This window comes from Amycolatopsis sp. NBC_01488, from assembly GCF_036227105.1.
GTDB lineage: Bacteria > Actinomycetota > Actinomycetes > Mycobacteriales > Pseudonocardiaceae > Amycolatopsis.
Map to the genome: position 1 here is coordinate 6,747,919 of NZ_CP109434.1, position 13,230 is coordinate 6,761,148.

The 13,230-nt window shown below is 74.3% G+C and carries 13 protein-coding genes; 3 read left to right on the forward strand and 10 right to left on the reverse strand.

Annotated elements, in window-relative coordinates:
- Positions 1-56: 56 nt before the first annotated feature.
- From OG738_RS32120 to OG738_RS32155, 8 genes are all read right to left on the reverse strand, one after another.
- Positions 57-662: a flavodoxin family protein gene (locus OG738_RS32120; RefSeq protein ID WP_329046577.1), complete on the reverse strand. Its 606-nt coding sequence runs from the start codon at positions 660-662 to the stop codon at positions 57-59.
- Positions 659-1,969: a UDP-glucose dehydrogenase family protein gene (locus OG738_RS32125; RefSeq protein WP_329046578.1), complete on the reverse strand. Its 1,311-nt coding sequence runs from the start codon at positions 1,967-1,969 to the stop codon at positions 659-661. Before OG738_RS32125 ends, OG738_RS32120 begins: the two co-directional genes overlap by 4 nt.
- Positions 1,962-2,912 carry a glycosyltransferase family 9 protein gene (locus OG738_RS32130; protein WP_329046579.1) on the reverse strand — a complete coding sequence of 317 codons (951 nt, stop codon included), beginning with the start codon at positions 2,910-2,912 and terminating at the stop codon, positions 1,962-1,964. Before OG738_RS32130 ends, OG738_RS32125 begins: the two co-directional genes overlap by 8 nt.
- Positions 2,903-3,589, reverse strand: coding sequence for an SDR family oxidoreductase (locus OG738_RS32135; RefSeq protein WP_329046580.1), 687 nt, complete (start codon positions 3,587-3,589; stop codon positions 2,903-2,905). Before OG738_RS32135 ends, OG738_RS32130 begins: the two co-directional genes overlap by 10 nt.
- A 25-nt stretch (positions 3,590-3,614) precedes the next feature.
- Positions 3,615-4,982 (reverse strand): PfkB family carbohydrate kinase, encoded by a 1,368-nt coding sequence (locus OG738_RS32140; protein ID WP_329046582.1) that lies wholly within the window; start codon positions 4,980-4,982, stop codon positions 3,615-3,617.
- Positions 4,979-5,539 carry a D-sedoheptulose-7-phosphate isomerase gene (locus OG738_RS32145; RefSeq protein ID WP_329046584.1) on the reverse strand — a complete coding sequence of 187 codons (561 nt, stop codon included), beginning with the start codon at positions 5,537-5,539 and terminating at the stop codon, positions 4,979-4,981. Before OG738_RS32145 ends, OG738_RS32140 begins: the two co-directional genes overlap by 4 nt.
- The gene (locus OG738_RS32150) at positions 5,539-7,212 is read right to left on the reverse strand and encodes a carbamoyltransferase family protein (RefSeq protein WP_329046585.1); all 1,674 of its coding nucleotides are present in this window, start codon (positions 7,210-7,212) and stop codon (positions 5,539-5,541) included. Before OG738_RS32150 ends, OG738_RS32145 begins: the two co-directional genes overlap by 1 nt.
- Positions 7,213-7,324: 112 nt before the next feature.
- Positions 7,325-8,290: an NAD-dependent epimerase/dehydratase family protein gene (locus OG738_RS32155; RefSeq protein WP_329046587.1), complete on the reverse strand. Its 966-nt coding sequence runs from the start codon at positions 8,288-8,290 to the stop codon at positions 7,325-7,327.
- A gap of 71 nt (positions 8,291-8,361) precedes the next feature.
- On the opposite strand from OG738_RS32155, the gene OG738_RS32160 reads away from it, so the two are divergent.
- The 3 genes from OG738_RS32160 to OG738_RS32170 are packed head-to-tail and all read left to right on the forward strand — an operon-like array spanning position 8,362 to position 10,942.
- Positions 8,362-9,210, forward strand: a complete 849-nt coding sequence (locus OG738_RS32160) for a polysaccharide pyruvyl transferase family protein (RefSeq protein ID WP_329046588.1) — start codon at positions 8,362-8,364, stop codon at positions 9,208-9,210.
- A complete protein-coding gene (locus OG738_RS32165) occupies positions 9,207-10,073 on the forward strand; it encodes a glycosyltransferase family 2 protein (RefSeq protein WP_329046590.1) in 867 nt (288 codons plus the stop codon). The genes OG738_RS32160 and OG738_RS32165 overlap by 4 nt, the downstream gene beginning before the upstream one ends.
- Positions 10,052-10,942, forward strand: a complete 891-nt coding sequence (locus tag OG738_RS32170) for a glycosyltransferase family 2 protein (RefSeq protein ID WP_329046592.1) — start codon at positions 10,052-10,054, stop codon at positions 10,940-10,942. Before OG738_RS32165 ends, OG738_RS32170 begins: the two co-directional genes overlap by 22 nt.
- 23 nt (positions 10,943-10,965) lie before the next feature.
- Here OG738_RS32170 and OG738_RS32175 read toward each other — a convergent pair whose 3' ends face one another.
- Entirely contained in the window at positions 10,966-12,174 is a 1,209-nt protein-coding gene (locus OG738_RS32175; RefSeq protein ID WP_329046594.1) for a glycosyltransferase, read from the reverse strand.
- A 22-nt stretch (positions 12,175-12,196) separates the two neighbouring features.
- Complete coding sequence (locus OG738_RS32180; protein ID WP_329046597.1) at positions 12,197-13,138, reverse strand: glycosyltransferase; 942 nt, start codon at positions 13,136-13,138, stop codon at positions 12,197-12,199.
- Between the last annotated feature and the right edge of the window lie 92 nt (positions 13,139-13,230).

Consider the following 13,230-nt stretch of genomic DNA (forward strand, 5'->3'; position numbering starts at 1 on the left):
CCCCCGTGACCGGGACCACACTCGTCCGGCGCAAGCACGTCACTCGAACGGAGTCGTCAGGAGGCCGGGTACTGCTGGGCGCCGAGCAGGTTCGCCAGGTGGACGGCGTTGCGGACGAGCGTCGCGTTCGTCGAGGCCACGGCCTTCGGCGTCTCGTCGAGGTCCTGGTAGTCGCCGCCCTGCATGGCTTCGCCGTTCCAGTACGTGGCGCCCTGGGCGGGCACGGTGAAGCCGGTGTCGTTCAGCGCCTGGAACAGGTCCGCGATGATCTTGTGGGCGCCGTCCTCGTTGCCGACCACCGCCGCGACCGCGACCTTGCCGAACATCGACGGACGGCCCTCGTCGTCGGTTTCGGACAGTTCCGCGTCCAGCCGTTCGAGCACCCGCTGGGCGACGCTCGACATGTGCCCGACCCACGTCGGGGTGGCGATCAGCAGGATGTCCGCGGCGGCGATCTTGCGGCGGATCTCCGGCCATTCGTCGCCCGATCCCATGTCGGCTTCGACGCCCGGGCGGACGTCGTGGTCAACCACGCGGACCACCTCGCCGGGCACGCCGCGTTCGGCGAAGAGGTCGAGCAGCTGGCGCGCGATGAGGTCGCTGCTCGACTTCGCCGGCGACGGCTTGAGCGTGCAGGTCAGTGCGAGGACGCGCAGGGTCATGACTGCCTCCGTGGGTGGGTGCCGACACCGATGTGCGTGAAGCCGGCCTCGGCGAGGGTGCCGGGGTCGAGCAGGTTGCGGCTGTCGACCACGACCGCCTGCGCGGCCGACGCGGCCAGCCGGGCCCAGTCGAGATCGCGGAACTCCGGCCACTCGGTGAGCACGACCAGCGCGGCGGCGTCCTTGGCCACCAGGTAGGGGTCGTCGACGACCTGGACGGCGTCCAGGCCGGGCACCGCGCCGACCGCCGGGTCGTGGGCGGCCAGTTCCGCGCCCGCCCGGGCCAGGTCGGCCGCCACCGCCAGGGCGGGCGAGTCACGCAAATCACCCGTGCCTGCCTTGAACGCCAGGCCCAGCAGGCCGATCCGGGCGCCGGCGAGGGAGCCTGCCGCGGAGCCGGTGACGGCCTGCCGCACCGCTCGGACGACGCGCGCCCGCTGCCGGGCGTTGACGCGGACCGCGTCGCGCAGGATGCCGAACTCGACCCCCGCCGACTCGGCCGCGTGCAGCAGCGCCGAGGTGTCCTTCGGCAGGCACGAACCGCCCCAGCCGGGGCCGGGGGCGAGGAACTCCGGGCCGATCCGCGCGTCCAGGCCCATGGTGCGGGCGACCTCCCGGACGTCGGCGCCGAACCGCTCGCACAGTTCGGCGAGGACGTTCACATAGGACAGCTTCACCGCGAGGAACGCGTTGCTGGCGTACTTCGCGAGCTCGGCGCTGGCCGAATCGGTGGCCACGACCGGGGCTCGGGTCGGCTCGTACAGCCGGGCGATCCGCTGCGCCGGAGCCGAATTCGGCGGGTCGGTGCCCACCACGACCCGGTCCGGGTGCAGGAAGTCCTCGACGGCGTGCCCTTCGCGCAGGAACTCCGGGTTGGCCACGACCGGCAGGTCGTCCCGGCCCAGCAACCCGGGCAGCCGGGCCGCGGTGCCGACCGGGACCGTCGACTTCGTGACCACCACGCAGCCGGGCCGCAGCAGGCGCCCCAGCTGCGGCACGACCTGCTCGAGCACGCCGAGGTCGGGCCGGCCGTCCTCGGCGGGCGGCGTCGGCAAGCACAGGAAGACGAGGTCGGCGCCGTACAGCTCGGCCTGGGCGTCGGTGAAGGTGAGCGTGCCGTCGCCGAGGCCCTGGGTGACCAGCTCGGGCAGGCCGGGCTCGGCGATGGCCACCTCGGCCCGACGCAGAGCGTCCACTTTGGACTCGTCGGCATCCACGCAGGTCACTCGGTGCCCGAGCCGCGCGAAGCAGGCGGCGCTGGTCAGACCGACGTAGCCCGCGCCGACGATCCCGATGTGCTCAGCCATGCGCCACCCGCGCTTCCAGCGCCGAGCGGGCCGCGGCGAGCACCCGTTCCTCGCCGAGGAGCAGCAATCCGCCGTCGGGCTCCTGCCCGTGTGGGTCGCCGACGTTCCCGGCCCAGAGCACGACGTGCTGCCGCGCGGACGGCGGCGGGCCCCACAGCCGCGGCGGCGTCGGGCCGAACAGCAGCACCGACGGCGTGCCGAAGGCGGTCGCGAGGTGCCCGACGCCGGTGTCGCCGCAGACGACCAGCGCGGCCCCGGCCACCAGTGCGGCCAGTTCCGCCAAGTCCGTCCGCCCGGCCAGCACGGCGTCGTCGCCGAGCCCGGCGCGGTCGGCGATCGACGACGCCAGCTCGCGTTCGGCGGCGCCGCCGGTGAGCACCACCCGGTGCCCGGCCGCGGCGAGCGCCCGCACCACGCCGGCGAACCGCTCCGGCGGCCAGTGACGGGCGGGGAACGCGGCGCCGGGGTGCACCACGACGGCGTCCGGCGCGGGGCTCGGGCCCGGCGGCACCGGCAGCCGCAGCGCCGTGCGGTCGGCCTCCAGGTGGGCGTACTCGACGAGCCGGCACCAGCGGTCGACCTCGTGGACGTCGTCGCGCCAGGCGAGGCCGGGGACGTCGGGGAAGTCGGGGTGGTGGTGGGTCAGCAGTTCGCCGGGATCGGTGGCCAGCAGGTCGTGGAGGCTTTCGGGGCCGCTGCCGTGCAGGTTGACGGCCAGCCTCGGCGGCGGTCCGGGCCACGCCAGGTCGCCGAGGCCCGCGGTCGGCAGCAGCTCGTCGACCGCGTCGATCAGCTCCACGAGGTCGCGCAGCCCCTCCGGCGCGGCCAGGACCAGGCGGTCGTCCGGGTACGCGGCCCGCAGCGCCCGCAGCGCGGGGACCCCGGTCAGCAGATCGCCGAGCCCGAGCGCGCGCAGCACGAGGACCGCGGAGCTCACGGCCACGACCCCTCCTCCGACGCGCACACGACGAGTTCGCGCACCTCCGAGCCCGGTGGCTGCTGGAGCGCGAAGACCACGGTGTTCGCCACGTTCTCGGGCTGGTTGAGCTTCGCGTCCGGCGGCGGCTTGTACTGGTCGGTGCGGCCGTCGAAGAAGTGCGTCCACATCCCGCCCGGGATCAGCAGCGTGACGCCGACGCGCCCGGCCAGCTCCGCGGCCAGCGCGCGGGTGAACCCGACGACGCCGAACTTCGAGGCGCAGTAGGCGGTCGCGTCGCTCACGGCCTTGATGCCCAACGTGGACGCCACCGTGACGACCGTGCCGCGCGACCGCTCCAGGAAGGGGAGCGCGGCGCGGACGACGGCGGCGGTGCCGAGCAGGTTCACCTTCACGACCCGCTCCCAGTCCGCTGTGGACACTTCGCCGAGCGGCCCGCAGGCATCGGTGCCGGCGGCGGTGAAGACGCCGTCGAGACCGCCCGCGCGTTCGGCCAGCTCACGCACCGCGGCCTCGGTCGCGGCGGTGTCGGTCAGGTCGGCTTCGACGTATTCGGCCGGGTCCTCGGGGCGGACGCGGTCGAGGACGTACGGGGTGCCGCCCGCCTTGCGGACGGCGTCGACGGTGGCGGCACCGAGGCCGGACGCGCCACCGGTGATCAGGACGTTGCCGAGGGGTCGCATCGCACTCCTTCGGAAATCGGGGGAATCAGGCACTGGCCGCGGCGGCGACCAGCCGGGACGTCGAGTAGCCGGGCACGGTCGGGACGAGCACGACCTCACCGCCGTGCCGCTCGACGACGTCGCGTTCGGGCAGGTCGGCCGCCGCGTAGTCGCCGCCCTTGACCCACACGTGCGGGCGCAGCCGCTCCAGCACGGCGGCCGGCGACGACTCGTCGAAGACCGCGACAGCGTCCACAAAGGACAAGGCGGTGAGGAGCCGGGCCCGGTCGCGGTCCCGGACCAGCGGGCGGCCGGGTCCCTTGAGGGCCCGCACCGACGCGTCGGAGTTCAGGCAGACGACGAGCGCGTCACCGAGGGCGCGCGCCTGCCGCAGGAGGCTCACGTGCCCCGGGTGCAGCAGGTCGAAGCAGCCGCCGGTGGCGACCAGGCGGCCGCCGCGGTCCCGGACGCGCTCGGCGAGGCCGAAGGCGTCGGTGGCCGGCTGCGGGTCCGCCACCGGACCGTCGTTCGTGGACAGTGCGGTGGCCCCGCCCGCGGCGACGAACCGGGCGGCCGCCTCGACCGCCGTCGTGACGGCCTCGGTCGTGTCCGCGCCGTCGAGCAGGGCCGCCGTGGCGGCCGCGGCGAACCGGTCGCCCGCGCCGCACGTGTCCGGCGCGGAGTGGCCCGGCGCCCGCGCCGCGGCCGGGACCGGCACGGCCGTTTCGCCGAGGCCGTCGGCGAGCACGGCACCGCGCGCGCCGACGGTGACGGCGACCGTGTCGGCGAGCCAGTGCCCGCGCAGGAGCTTGGCCAGCTCGGCCGGCTCCTCGTGCCCGGCGAGCACGGTGCGCGCTTCGGCGAGGTTCGGGGTGACCAGCCGGGTGCCCGGCACCGGCTGGGCGCCGCGCGGGTGCGGGTCCCAGACCACCGGGATCCGGTCGGACAGTTCGCGCAGGAGCCGCCGCAGGTGCGGGTTGCGCGTCACGCCGCGGCCGTAGTCGGCGACGAGGACGGCGCCGGCGTCCGCCAGGACCTCGCGCACCCGGTCCGGCGGTGGGTCGGCGGTGGCCGTGCCGTCGCCGGAATCCAGGCGCACCAACGACTGCCCGCCGGCGCGGACCCGGGTCTTGCACACCGTGGTGCCGCGCAGCGGCAGCGGCGCGACGGTGACGTCCGGTTCGAGCAGCCCGGTGAGCGCGTGCCCGCCTTCGTCGTCGCCCAGCGGCGTGACCAGCACGACCTCGGCCGCGGACCGCGCGGCCAGCAGGGCCGCGAGGCCGGCGCCGCCCGGGCGGCGGCGCCGCGCGGTCAGGTCGACCACCGGCACCGGCGCCTCCGGGCACAGCCGCTCGGCGGTGCCCTCGGCGTCGACGTCGAGGAGCGTGTCGCCGAGGATGACCAGCGGCTTCACGCGGTCACTCCGAGCGCGTCGTCGAGCGCCGCGCAGAGACCGTGGACCAGGGCCAGGTGCATCTCCTGGACGGTCGCGACGGTCGGCGCCTCGACCGTGACCGCGTCGTCGCACAACGCGGCGAGGGGGTTCGGGGCGGGGCCGGTCAGCGCCCAGGTCGTGACGCCCAGTTCGTGCGCGGCCTTCGCCGCGGCGACCACGTTCTGGCTGGTGCCGCTGGTGGACAGGCAGACCAGGACGTCGCCCGGCCGCCCGTGCGCGCGCACCTGGCGCGCGAAGACTTCGTGGTCGCCGTAGTCGTTGACGATGGCCGTGGTCGCGGAGGTGTCCGCGTGCAGCGCGATCGCCGAAAGCGGCTGCCGTTCGTGGCGGAACCGGCCGACGAGCTCGCCGGTCAGGTGCTGGGCTTCGGCCGCGCTGCCGCCGTTGCCGCACGCCAGGAGCCGGCCGCCGGACTCGAACACGCCGGCGAGGTGGCGTCCCCACGCGGTTATCGTGGGAGCGGATTCCCGGGTCCGCCGGGCGGCTTCGGCCAACGCGGCAAGATGGTCTTCCATCACGGCACCTCCTTCTCCTCCGGCGACGCCGCGCCGGTTCGGGTCGGACGGGGACGCCGGAGCACGAACGGCCCCAGCGCGAGCAGGTCGATCGGCGCCGAGCCGAAGCACTCGAGCGCGTCGCGGGGCGAGTCGACCATCGGCCGGCCCGCGGTGTTGAGGCTCGTGTTGATCACGGCCGGCAGGTCGGTCCGCCGCTCGAACGCGGCCAGCATCCGCGCCGGCACGGGGTTTTCGCGCTCTTCGACGGTTTGCACGCGGGCGGTGCCGTCGACGTGCGTGACGGCCGGGATGCGGTCGCGCCACTCCTCGGCGACGTCGTGCACGAACAGCATGTACGGGCTGGGCAGCGGGCCGCGGGTGAAGATCTCGGCCGCCCGCTCGGCTCGCACCATCGGCGCCACCGGGCGGAACTGCTCCCGTCCCTTGACGTCGTTGAGGCGTTCCAGGTTCTCCTTGCGGCCCGGGTGCGCCAGCAGCGACCGGTGCCCGAGTGCACGCGGGCCGAATTCGGCGCGGCCTTGGAACCAGGCCACGACCTCGTCGTTCGCCAGCGCTTCGGCCACGGTCTCGGCGAGGTCGCCGGGACGTTCGTACGGCAGCTTCGCCTTGAGGAGGATCTCTTCGAGCTGCTCGTCGGTCCATTCGCGACCGAGGCCGGCGTCGCCCATCGGCGCGCCGCGTTCCCCGGCGTCGGCGGCGAGCTGCAGGGCCGCGCCGAGCGCCGTGCCCGCGTCACCCGCCGCGGGTTGCACCCAGATCCGGTCGAACGGGCCTTCGGCGTGCAGGCGGCTGTTGGCGACGCAGTTGAGCGCGATGCCCCCGGCCAGCGCCAGGTCGCGCTGGCCCGTGCGGTCGTGCAGCCAGTCCGCCAGCTCCAGCAGGATGTCCTCGAGGACTTTCTGGACACTGGCGGCGAGGTCGGCGTGGCGCCGGGTGAGCTCCTCGCCGGCTTCGCGGCGCGGGGCCAGCGCGGCGAGGTCGACGCCGTGGGCGTGGAAGCCGCCGTCGCCGGTGACGTGCACGTGCTCGCAGAGTTGGTCCAGGTACTCGGGTTTCCCGTAGGAAGCGAGCGCCATGACCTTGTACTCGTCGCTGGAGCGGGCGAAGCCGAGGTGTTCGGTGAGGTCTTCGTAGAGCAGGCCGAGCGAGTGCGGGAGGCGCTGCGCCGCCAGCTCCTTGAAGCGGCCGTCGCGGTATTCCCCGGCCAGGTAGGAGGTGCTCTCGCCGCGGCCGTCGGCCACGAGCACGGCGCAGTCGCCGAACGGCGCGGCCAGCGCGGCCGACGCGGCGTGCGCGACGTGGTGCCGGACGAACTTGACGATTCCCGGGTCCAGCCCGGGCAAAGCGGATTTCAGGAACAGCGGCGCCCGCTTCGCGAATTCGGTCCGCAGCTCTTCGCCGCTCGGGTCGTGGCCCGGCAGGCCGGGTTCGACCAGCGCGGGGTCGTACGAGTACCCGACGGCGTCGAGGTCCTTCGCGGACAGTCCGGCCTGCTCGAGGCACCAGGCCGCGGCCTGGGCGGGCTGCTCCCAGGTGGAGAACGGGACGGCCTGCTTGCCGTGCTTGCGGCGGCTGAAGCGTTCTTCTTCGGCCGCGGCGACGATCTCCCCGTCCACGATCAGTGCGGCGGCCGGGTCGTGGAAGACGGCGTTGATCCCGAGTATGCGCATCGACCTGCCTCTGGCGTTCCGGTGCGGACTCTTCCCGTCCGCTCTCGTCCCTAGCGCTACCCGGCGAAGTCGTTGATAAACGATCGAGGGCAAAAGCCCTGGGCGTCGCTACTCAGAGCGACGGTGCCCGGCGGAACCACGCCGCTGTGCGACGGAGGCCGTCGTCCGCGTCGACCTTCGGTTCCCACCCCAGGACGTCCCGGGCGAGGGCGATGTCGGGGCAGCGCCGCTGCGGGTCGTCGACGACGGCGTCGATGTACTCCACGGGGGACTCCGAGCCGGTGATTTCCTTGATCCGCTCGGCCACTTGACGCACGGTCAGCTCGTGCGGGTTGCCGATGTTCATCGGCCCGGGGTGGTCCGACCGCGCGAGCGCGAGCAGGCCGCGGACCGTGTCTTCGACGTAGCAGATGGACCGGGTCTGCTCGCCGGTGCCGGTGACGGTGACCGGCACGCCTTTCAGCGCCTGGTCGAGGAAAGCCGGGATCATCCGGCCGTCGTGGGCGCGCATGCCGGGGCCGTAGGTGTTGAAGATCCGGGCGATGCCCGTGTCGACGCCGTGTTCGCGGCGGTAGGCCGACGTCAAGGCTTCGGCGTAACGCTTCGCTTCGTCGTAGACGCTTCGCGGGCCGACGGGATTGACGTTGCCCCAATACCCTTCCCGCTGGGGGTGTTCGAGCGGGTCGCCGTAGACCTCGCTCGTGGACGCGAGCACGAACCGGGCGCCGTCGCGGCGGGCCAGGTCGAGGGCGTTCTCGGTGCCGTGCGAACCGGCGCGCAGCGTCTCGATCGGCAGCGCGAGGTAGTCGCGGGGCGACGCGGCCGACGCCAGGTGGAACACGACGTCGGCCCGGCAGGTCAGCGGCATCGGCTGCGTGACGTCGTGGCGCACGAACCGGAACCGTTCGTGGCGGCGCAGCGCGTCGAGGGTGTCCGCCGAGGACGTCGCCAGGTTGTCCACGGCGATCACTTCGATGTCCTCTTCGAGCAGCAGCTCGCACAGGTGAGCGCCGACGAAGCCGGCCCCACCGGTCACCACCGCACGCTCGAACCGCCTGGTCGTCCCGGGAATCGTCATGCCGATCCGGCTACCCGGCCGCGGTGGGGGCAAACCCGTTTAGCCACCGGCAGGTGGGTACCCCGCCGGGCATGCGAGTTCTGCTCACCGGCTGGGCCTCCTTCCTGCACGGCGAAGCGACCGCGGGGGACGTCCTCAGCCTGCGCGCGGCCGGCGCCGCGCTCACCGAGGCCGGGATCGACCACGACGTCGCGTGGAGCCCGGGTTTCCGGCCCGGCACCCGGCACCTGCCCGACGCGCCGCCCGAGGACTACACGCACGTGGTGTTCACCTGCGGCCCGGTGCACGGGCCGCAGGTGCGTTCGCTGCACGAGCGCTACGCGTCCTGCCGCCGAATCGCCGCCGGCGTGTCGGTGCCCGATCCCGCCGACCCGGCGGTGACCGGGTTCCACCGGGTCTTCCCCCGCGACGACGGCGCCACGGCGGACCTTTCCCTGGCCGCGTCCGTCTCACGGACGTCGGTGCTCGGTGTGGTCCTCGCGCCGCGCCAGCGTGAATACGGCGGCGCGGGGCGGCACGCCGAGGTCCACGACGCGCTGACCCGCTGGGTCGCGAGCCTGGACTGCGCGCGGGTGTCGCTGGACACGAGGCTGGCGCACGAGGACTGGCAGCGGTGTGCCACGCCCGACCAGTTCGTTTCCCTGGTGTCCAGAATGGACGCCCTCGTCACCACGCGGCTGCACGGGCTCGTGCTCGGCCTGAAGGCGGGGGTGCCGGTGGTCGCCGTCGATCCCGTGGCCGGCGGTGGAAAGCTGACCGCGCAGGCGAAGGCGCTCGGCTGGCCGGTCGCGGCCGCCGAGGACGCGGGGGACACCGCTCTGCTCGACGCCCGGCTCGAGCGGTGCCTGTCCGCCGCGGTCCCGCCACCGCCGGTGCCGTCCCTGGCCGCGCTGGTGGCCGAACTGGCGGGCTCGCGGTGAGCGCGCGCACGACCGTCGTCATCGCCACCCACAACCGCGCCGCGGAGTTGGCGCGCACCCTCGCGCAACTGTCCTCATTGGACCCCCGGCCACCGGTCGTGGTGCTGGACAACGCTTCCGAGGACGACACGGCCGACGTCGCCGCGCGCTACCCCGGCGTCCGGCTGATCCGGCTGCCGCACAACCTCGGTGCCGCCGCCCGCACGCTCGGCGTCATCGTCGCCGAGACACCCTACGTGGCGTTCAGCGACGACGACTCGTGGTGGGCGCCCGGCGCCCTGCCCGAAGCCGAGCGGATCTTCGACGAGCACCCGCGGACCGGCCTGCTCGCCGCGCGCACGCTCGTCGGCCCCGAGAACCGGGACGACCCGGTGACGCCCGAGATGGAGCGCAGCCCGCTGGGGCACCCCGACGGCGCGCCCGGGCCGCTGGTGCTGGGCTTCCTCGCCTGCTCCGCGATCGTCCGCCGCACGGCGTACCTGCAGGTCGGCGGCTTTAGCCCGCTGCTGCACTTCGGCGCGGAGGAACAGCTGCTCGCCTACGACCTGGCCGCGCACGGCTGGGACATCTGCTACGTCGGCCGGCTGCGCGCGCACCACCACCCGTCGCGGTCGCGGCCGCCGTCGTCCTGGCGGCGCCGTGCCGAACTGCGCAACCGGCTGCTCATCGCCGTGCTGCGCCGGCCACCGCAGGTCTGCCGCCGGGAGGTGGCGCGGACGCTCGTGGCGGCGCCGGGTGCCGTGCTCGGCGCGGTGCCCCGGCTGGCGCGGGCGCTGAGTTCCCGGCGCGTCCTGCCCGACCACGTCGAACACCAGGCCCGGACTCTGGAAAGGACCGCCGAATGGCGCGAATCTCGGTCGTGATCATCACCTGCAACCGGCGCGAGCAGTTGCGGGAGACCCTGGCGCACATGACTTCGCTGCCGGACGACCCGCCGATCTTCGTGGCGGACAACGGGTCCGCGGACGGCACGGCCGACATGGTGGCCCGCGAGTTCCCCGGCGTCCGGCTGTTCCGGCTGGCGGAGAACCTCGGCGCGGTCGCGCGGAACATCGCCGTCGAAGAGGTGACGACGCCGTACGTCGCGTTCTGCGACGACGACACCACCTGGCAGCCGGGCGCGCTGACCCGGGCGGCGGATCTCCTGGACGCGCACCCGGGTCTCGGCTCGGTGACCGGGCGCTGCCTGGTCGAGCCCGGGCTGGCCGAGGACCCGATCACCCCGGAGCTGCGCGAGTCGCCGGTGCCGGGCCCGGACTGGCTGCCGGGACCGGCGCTGCTCGGCATCATGGCCGGGCTGACGGCGGTCCGCGTCAGCGCGTTCCGCGAAGTCGGCGGCTTTTCGACGCGGATGTGGCTCGGCGGCGAGGAGGAGCTGTTCGCACTGGACCTCGCCGCGCGCGGCTGGTGGATGTGCTGGGCCGAGGACGTCGTGATCCACCACGCGCCGTCGAAGCTGCGCGACCCGCGGCACCGCCGCCGCCTGGGCATCCGCAACACCCTGTGGACGCTCCTGCTCCGCCGCCCGTGGCCGGCGGTCGTCCGCCGCGGCCGCGAAGTCCTGCGCACGGCGCCGCTGGACGGCGCCACGGCGGCGGCCCTGCTCGACGTGCTGCGCGGCCTGCCCTGGGTCCTCCGCGACCGCAAGGTGGTCCCGCCGCACGTCGAACACGGCCTGCGCCTGCTGGAAGAGCCCCAGCGCACCTCGAAGGCCCGCCGCTACGTGGGGTGAATGAGCCGGTCCTCAGCAGCGGATCAGCGGGCCTCGGCGGTGGCGGCGGTTTGGGGCACCAGCTTGTGGTACGACCGCAGCGTGTCGGCGGCGACGCGGTCCCACGAGTAGCGGGCCACCGCGCGGTCGTGGCCCGCGGTGCCGTAGGCGTGGCAGAGCGACGGGTCGTCGAGCAGCCGCCGGACCCGGGACGCCAGTTCCTTCGGCTGCTGCGGCCGGACCAGCAGGCCGGTGACGCCGTCGACGACGGTGTCGGTCAGGCCGCCCACCGCGGCCGCCACGACGGGGACGCCGCAGGCCATCGCTTCGAGCGGCACGATCCCGAACGGCTCGTACCACGGCGTGCAGACCACCGCGTCGGCCGAGCGCAGGAGCGCGGGCATGTCCTCGCGCGACACCTGGCCCGGCCACCGGACGCGGTCGCCGACGCCCAGCCGGTCGGCGAGCTCCCGCAGCCGCTTCGCCTCGGGATCCTGCGACAACCGGCCCTGCTCGGGACCGCCCGCGATCACCAGCTCGGTCTCCGGGAGCTGGGCGAGCGCGGTGATCGCGATGTCGAACCCCTTGCGCGGCACCAGCCGGCCCACGGTGACGAGGCGGTGGCGCAGCCGGCGGCGGGCCACCGGCCCGTCGGGGGTGAACCGCCCGAGATCGACGCCGCAGGGCACGATCGAGATCCGCGACCGCGGCACGCCGAGGCGGGACAGCTCGAAGACCTCGTCGGAGCAGGTGGCGATCACGCGCCCGGCCTGCCGCCCGATGATCCGCTCCAGCCGGATCCGGTCGGCGGGGCTGGTGTCGCGGTCGCCCTGGTAGCGCTTCTTGACCACGCCGAGCGCGTGGAACGTCTGCGCCACCGGCGTCCCGGTCGCGCTCGCCGCGAGCGCCGTCGCGAGGCCGGACATCCAGAAGTGCGCGTGCGCCACGTCCGGCCGGTCCCCGGCCCACCGGTCGCGCAGGAAGCTGCCGAACTCGCCCATGTAGGGCAGGAGGTGGTCCTTCGGCTCCTTCCGCGGCGGCCCAGCCGGCACGTGCACGACCCGGTACCCCTGCGGGGTCTCGACTTCGGCCGGCTCGTCGCGGCTTTCCCGGCGCGTGTAGACGGTGACGTCGTGGCCGGCGCGGGTCATGGCCGCCGACAGCTCGGCGACGTGGACGTTCTGCCCGCCGGCGTCGGCTTCGCCCAGCGCGGCAAGGGGGTTGGCGTGCTCGGACACCATCGCGATCTTCATCGGTGAGGTGGTCCCTTCGAGGTCAGCGGGCCGTCTCGGCGAGGAGGTGGTCCCAAGCGGTCAGGAAGGCGTCCAGCCCGTGCTTTTTCAGGGCGTGTTCGCGGGCGTTCTTGCCGGCGAGCGCGGCGAAGTCGGGTTCGTGCACGAGCTCGCGGAAACCGCGGGCCAGCACGGAAACGTCGGTGGAGAGCACCCCCGCGTCGGGCGGGACCGCCGCGATGGCCTCGGTGGCAGCGAAGACGACCACCGGCAGCCCCAGGTGCATCGCCTCCAGAAGGGACAGTCCCAGCGACGTCCAGCGGGCGGTGTGCAGGTAGACGCGGCGGCGCGCGATCTCGTCGTGCAGGGCGGGTGCCGGGACGTCTCCCCGGCCGCGCACCGGCCCGCGCAGCTGCTCGGTGCCCATGCCGAACAGGTCGACGGGCGCGGCCTCGGCGAGCGTGTCCAGCAGGTCGGCGCCGGTGACGCGGCGGCGGCGCACCGGCTCGTTGATCATCGACACGCCGGCGGCCAGCTCACCGGTGTAGCGCGCGCCCGGGTCGGGGATCCCGTGGGGCACGACGGTCGTGGGCGCCCGGCCGCAGTCCCACATCGCCTCGTTGAAGTGGGTCACGTGCGCGACCGTGATGTCGGACCGCCCGGCCAGCGGGTGCTCGCTCGAGGCGGCGTACGGCCGGGGCGCGTTGTGTTCCACGTAGACGGCCGGCACGCCCAAGCGGGCTACCAGGTCCAGCTCCTCGGGACGCTGCAGGACGACGACGTCGGGCTCGGCCTCGGCGAGCCGGCCCAGCGGCACCTCGGTCACCGACGGCCAGTCCCGGCCGGCCTTGCCGAGCCCCCACGGCGGGCCGTCGGAGGAGACGGGCAGGAGGTAGCGGTGACGGCCGCGGACGAAGGCGTCGGTCCACGAGCCGTGCACGTGCCAGAGCAGTACTCTCAGGCGCCGGGAGCCGGGATCGGTCATGGCTTTCTGGTTTCCCCGAGATCGCCTGTTAAACCCGCCCCTCCGCGGGGTACCCGGCCGACACTTCTTGCGTCGGCGAAGGGACGGCCATT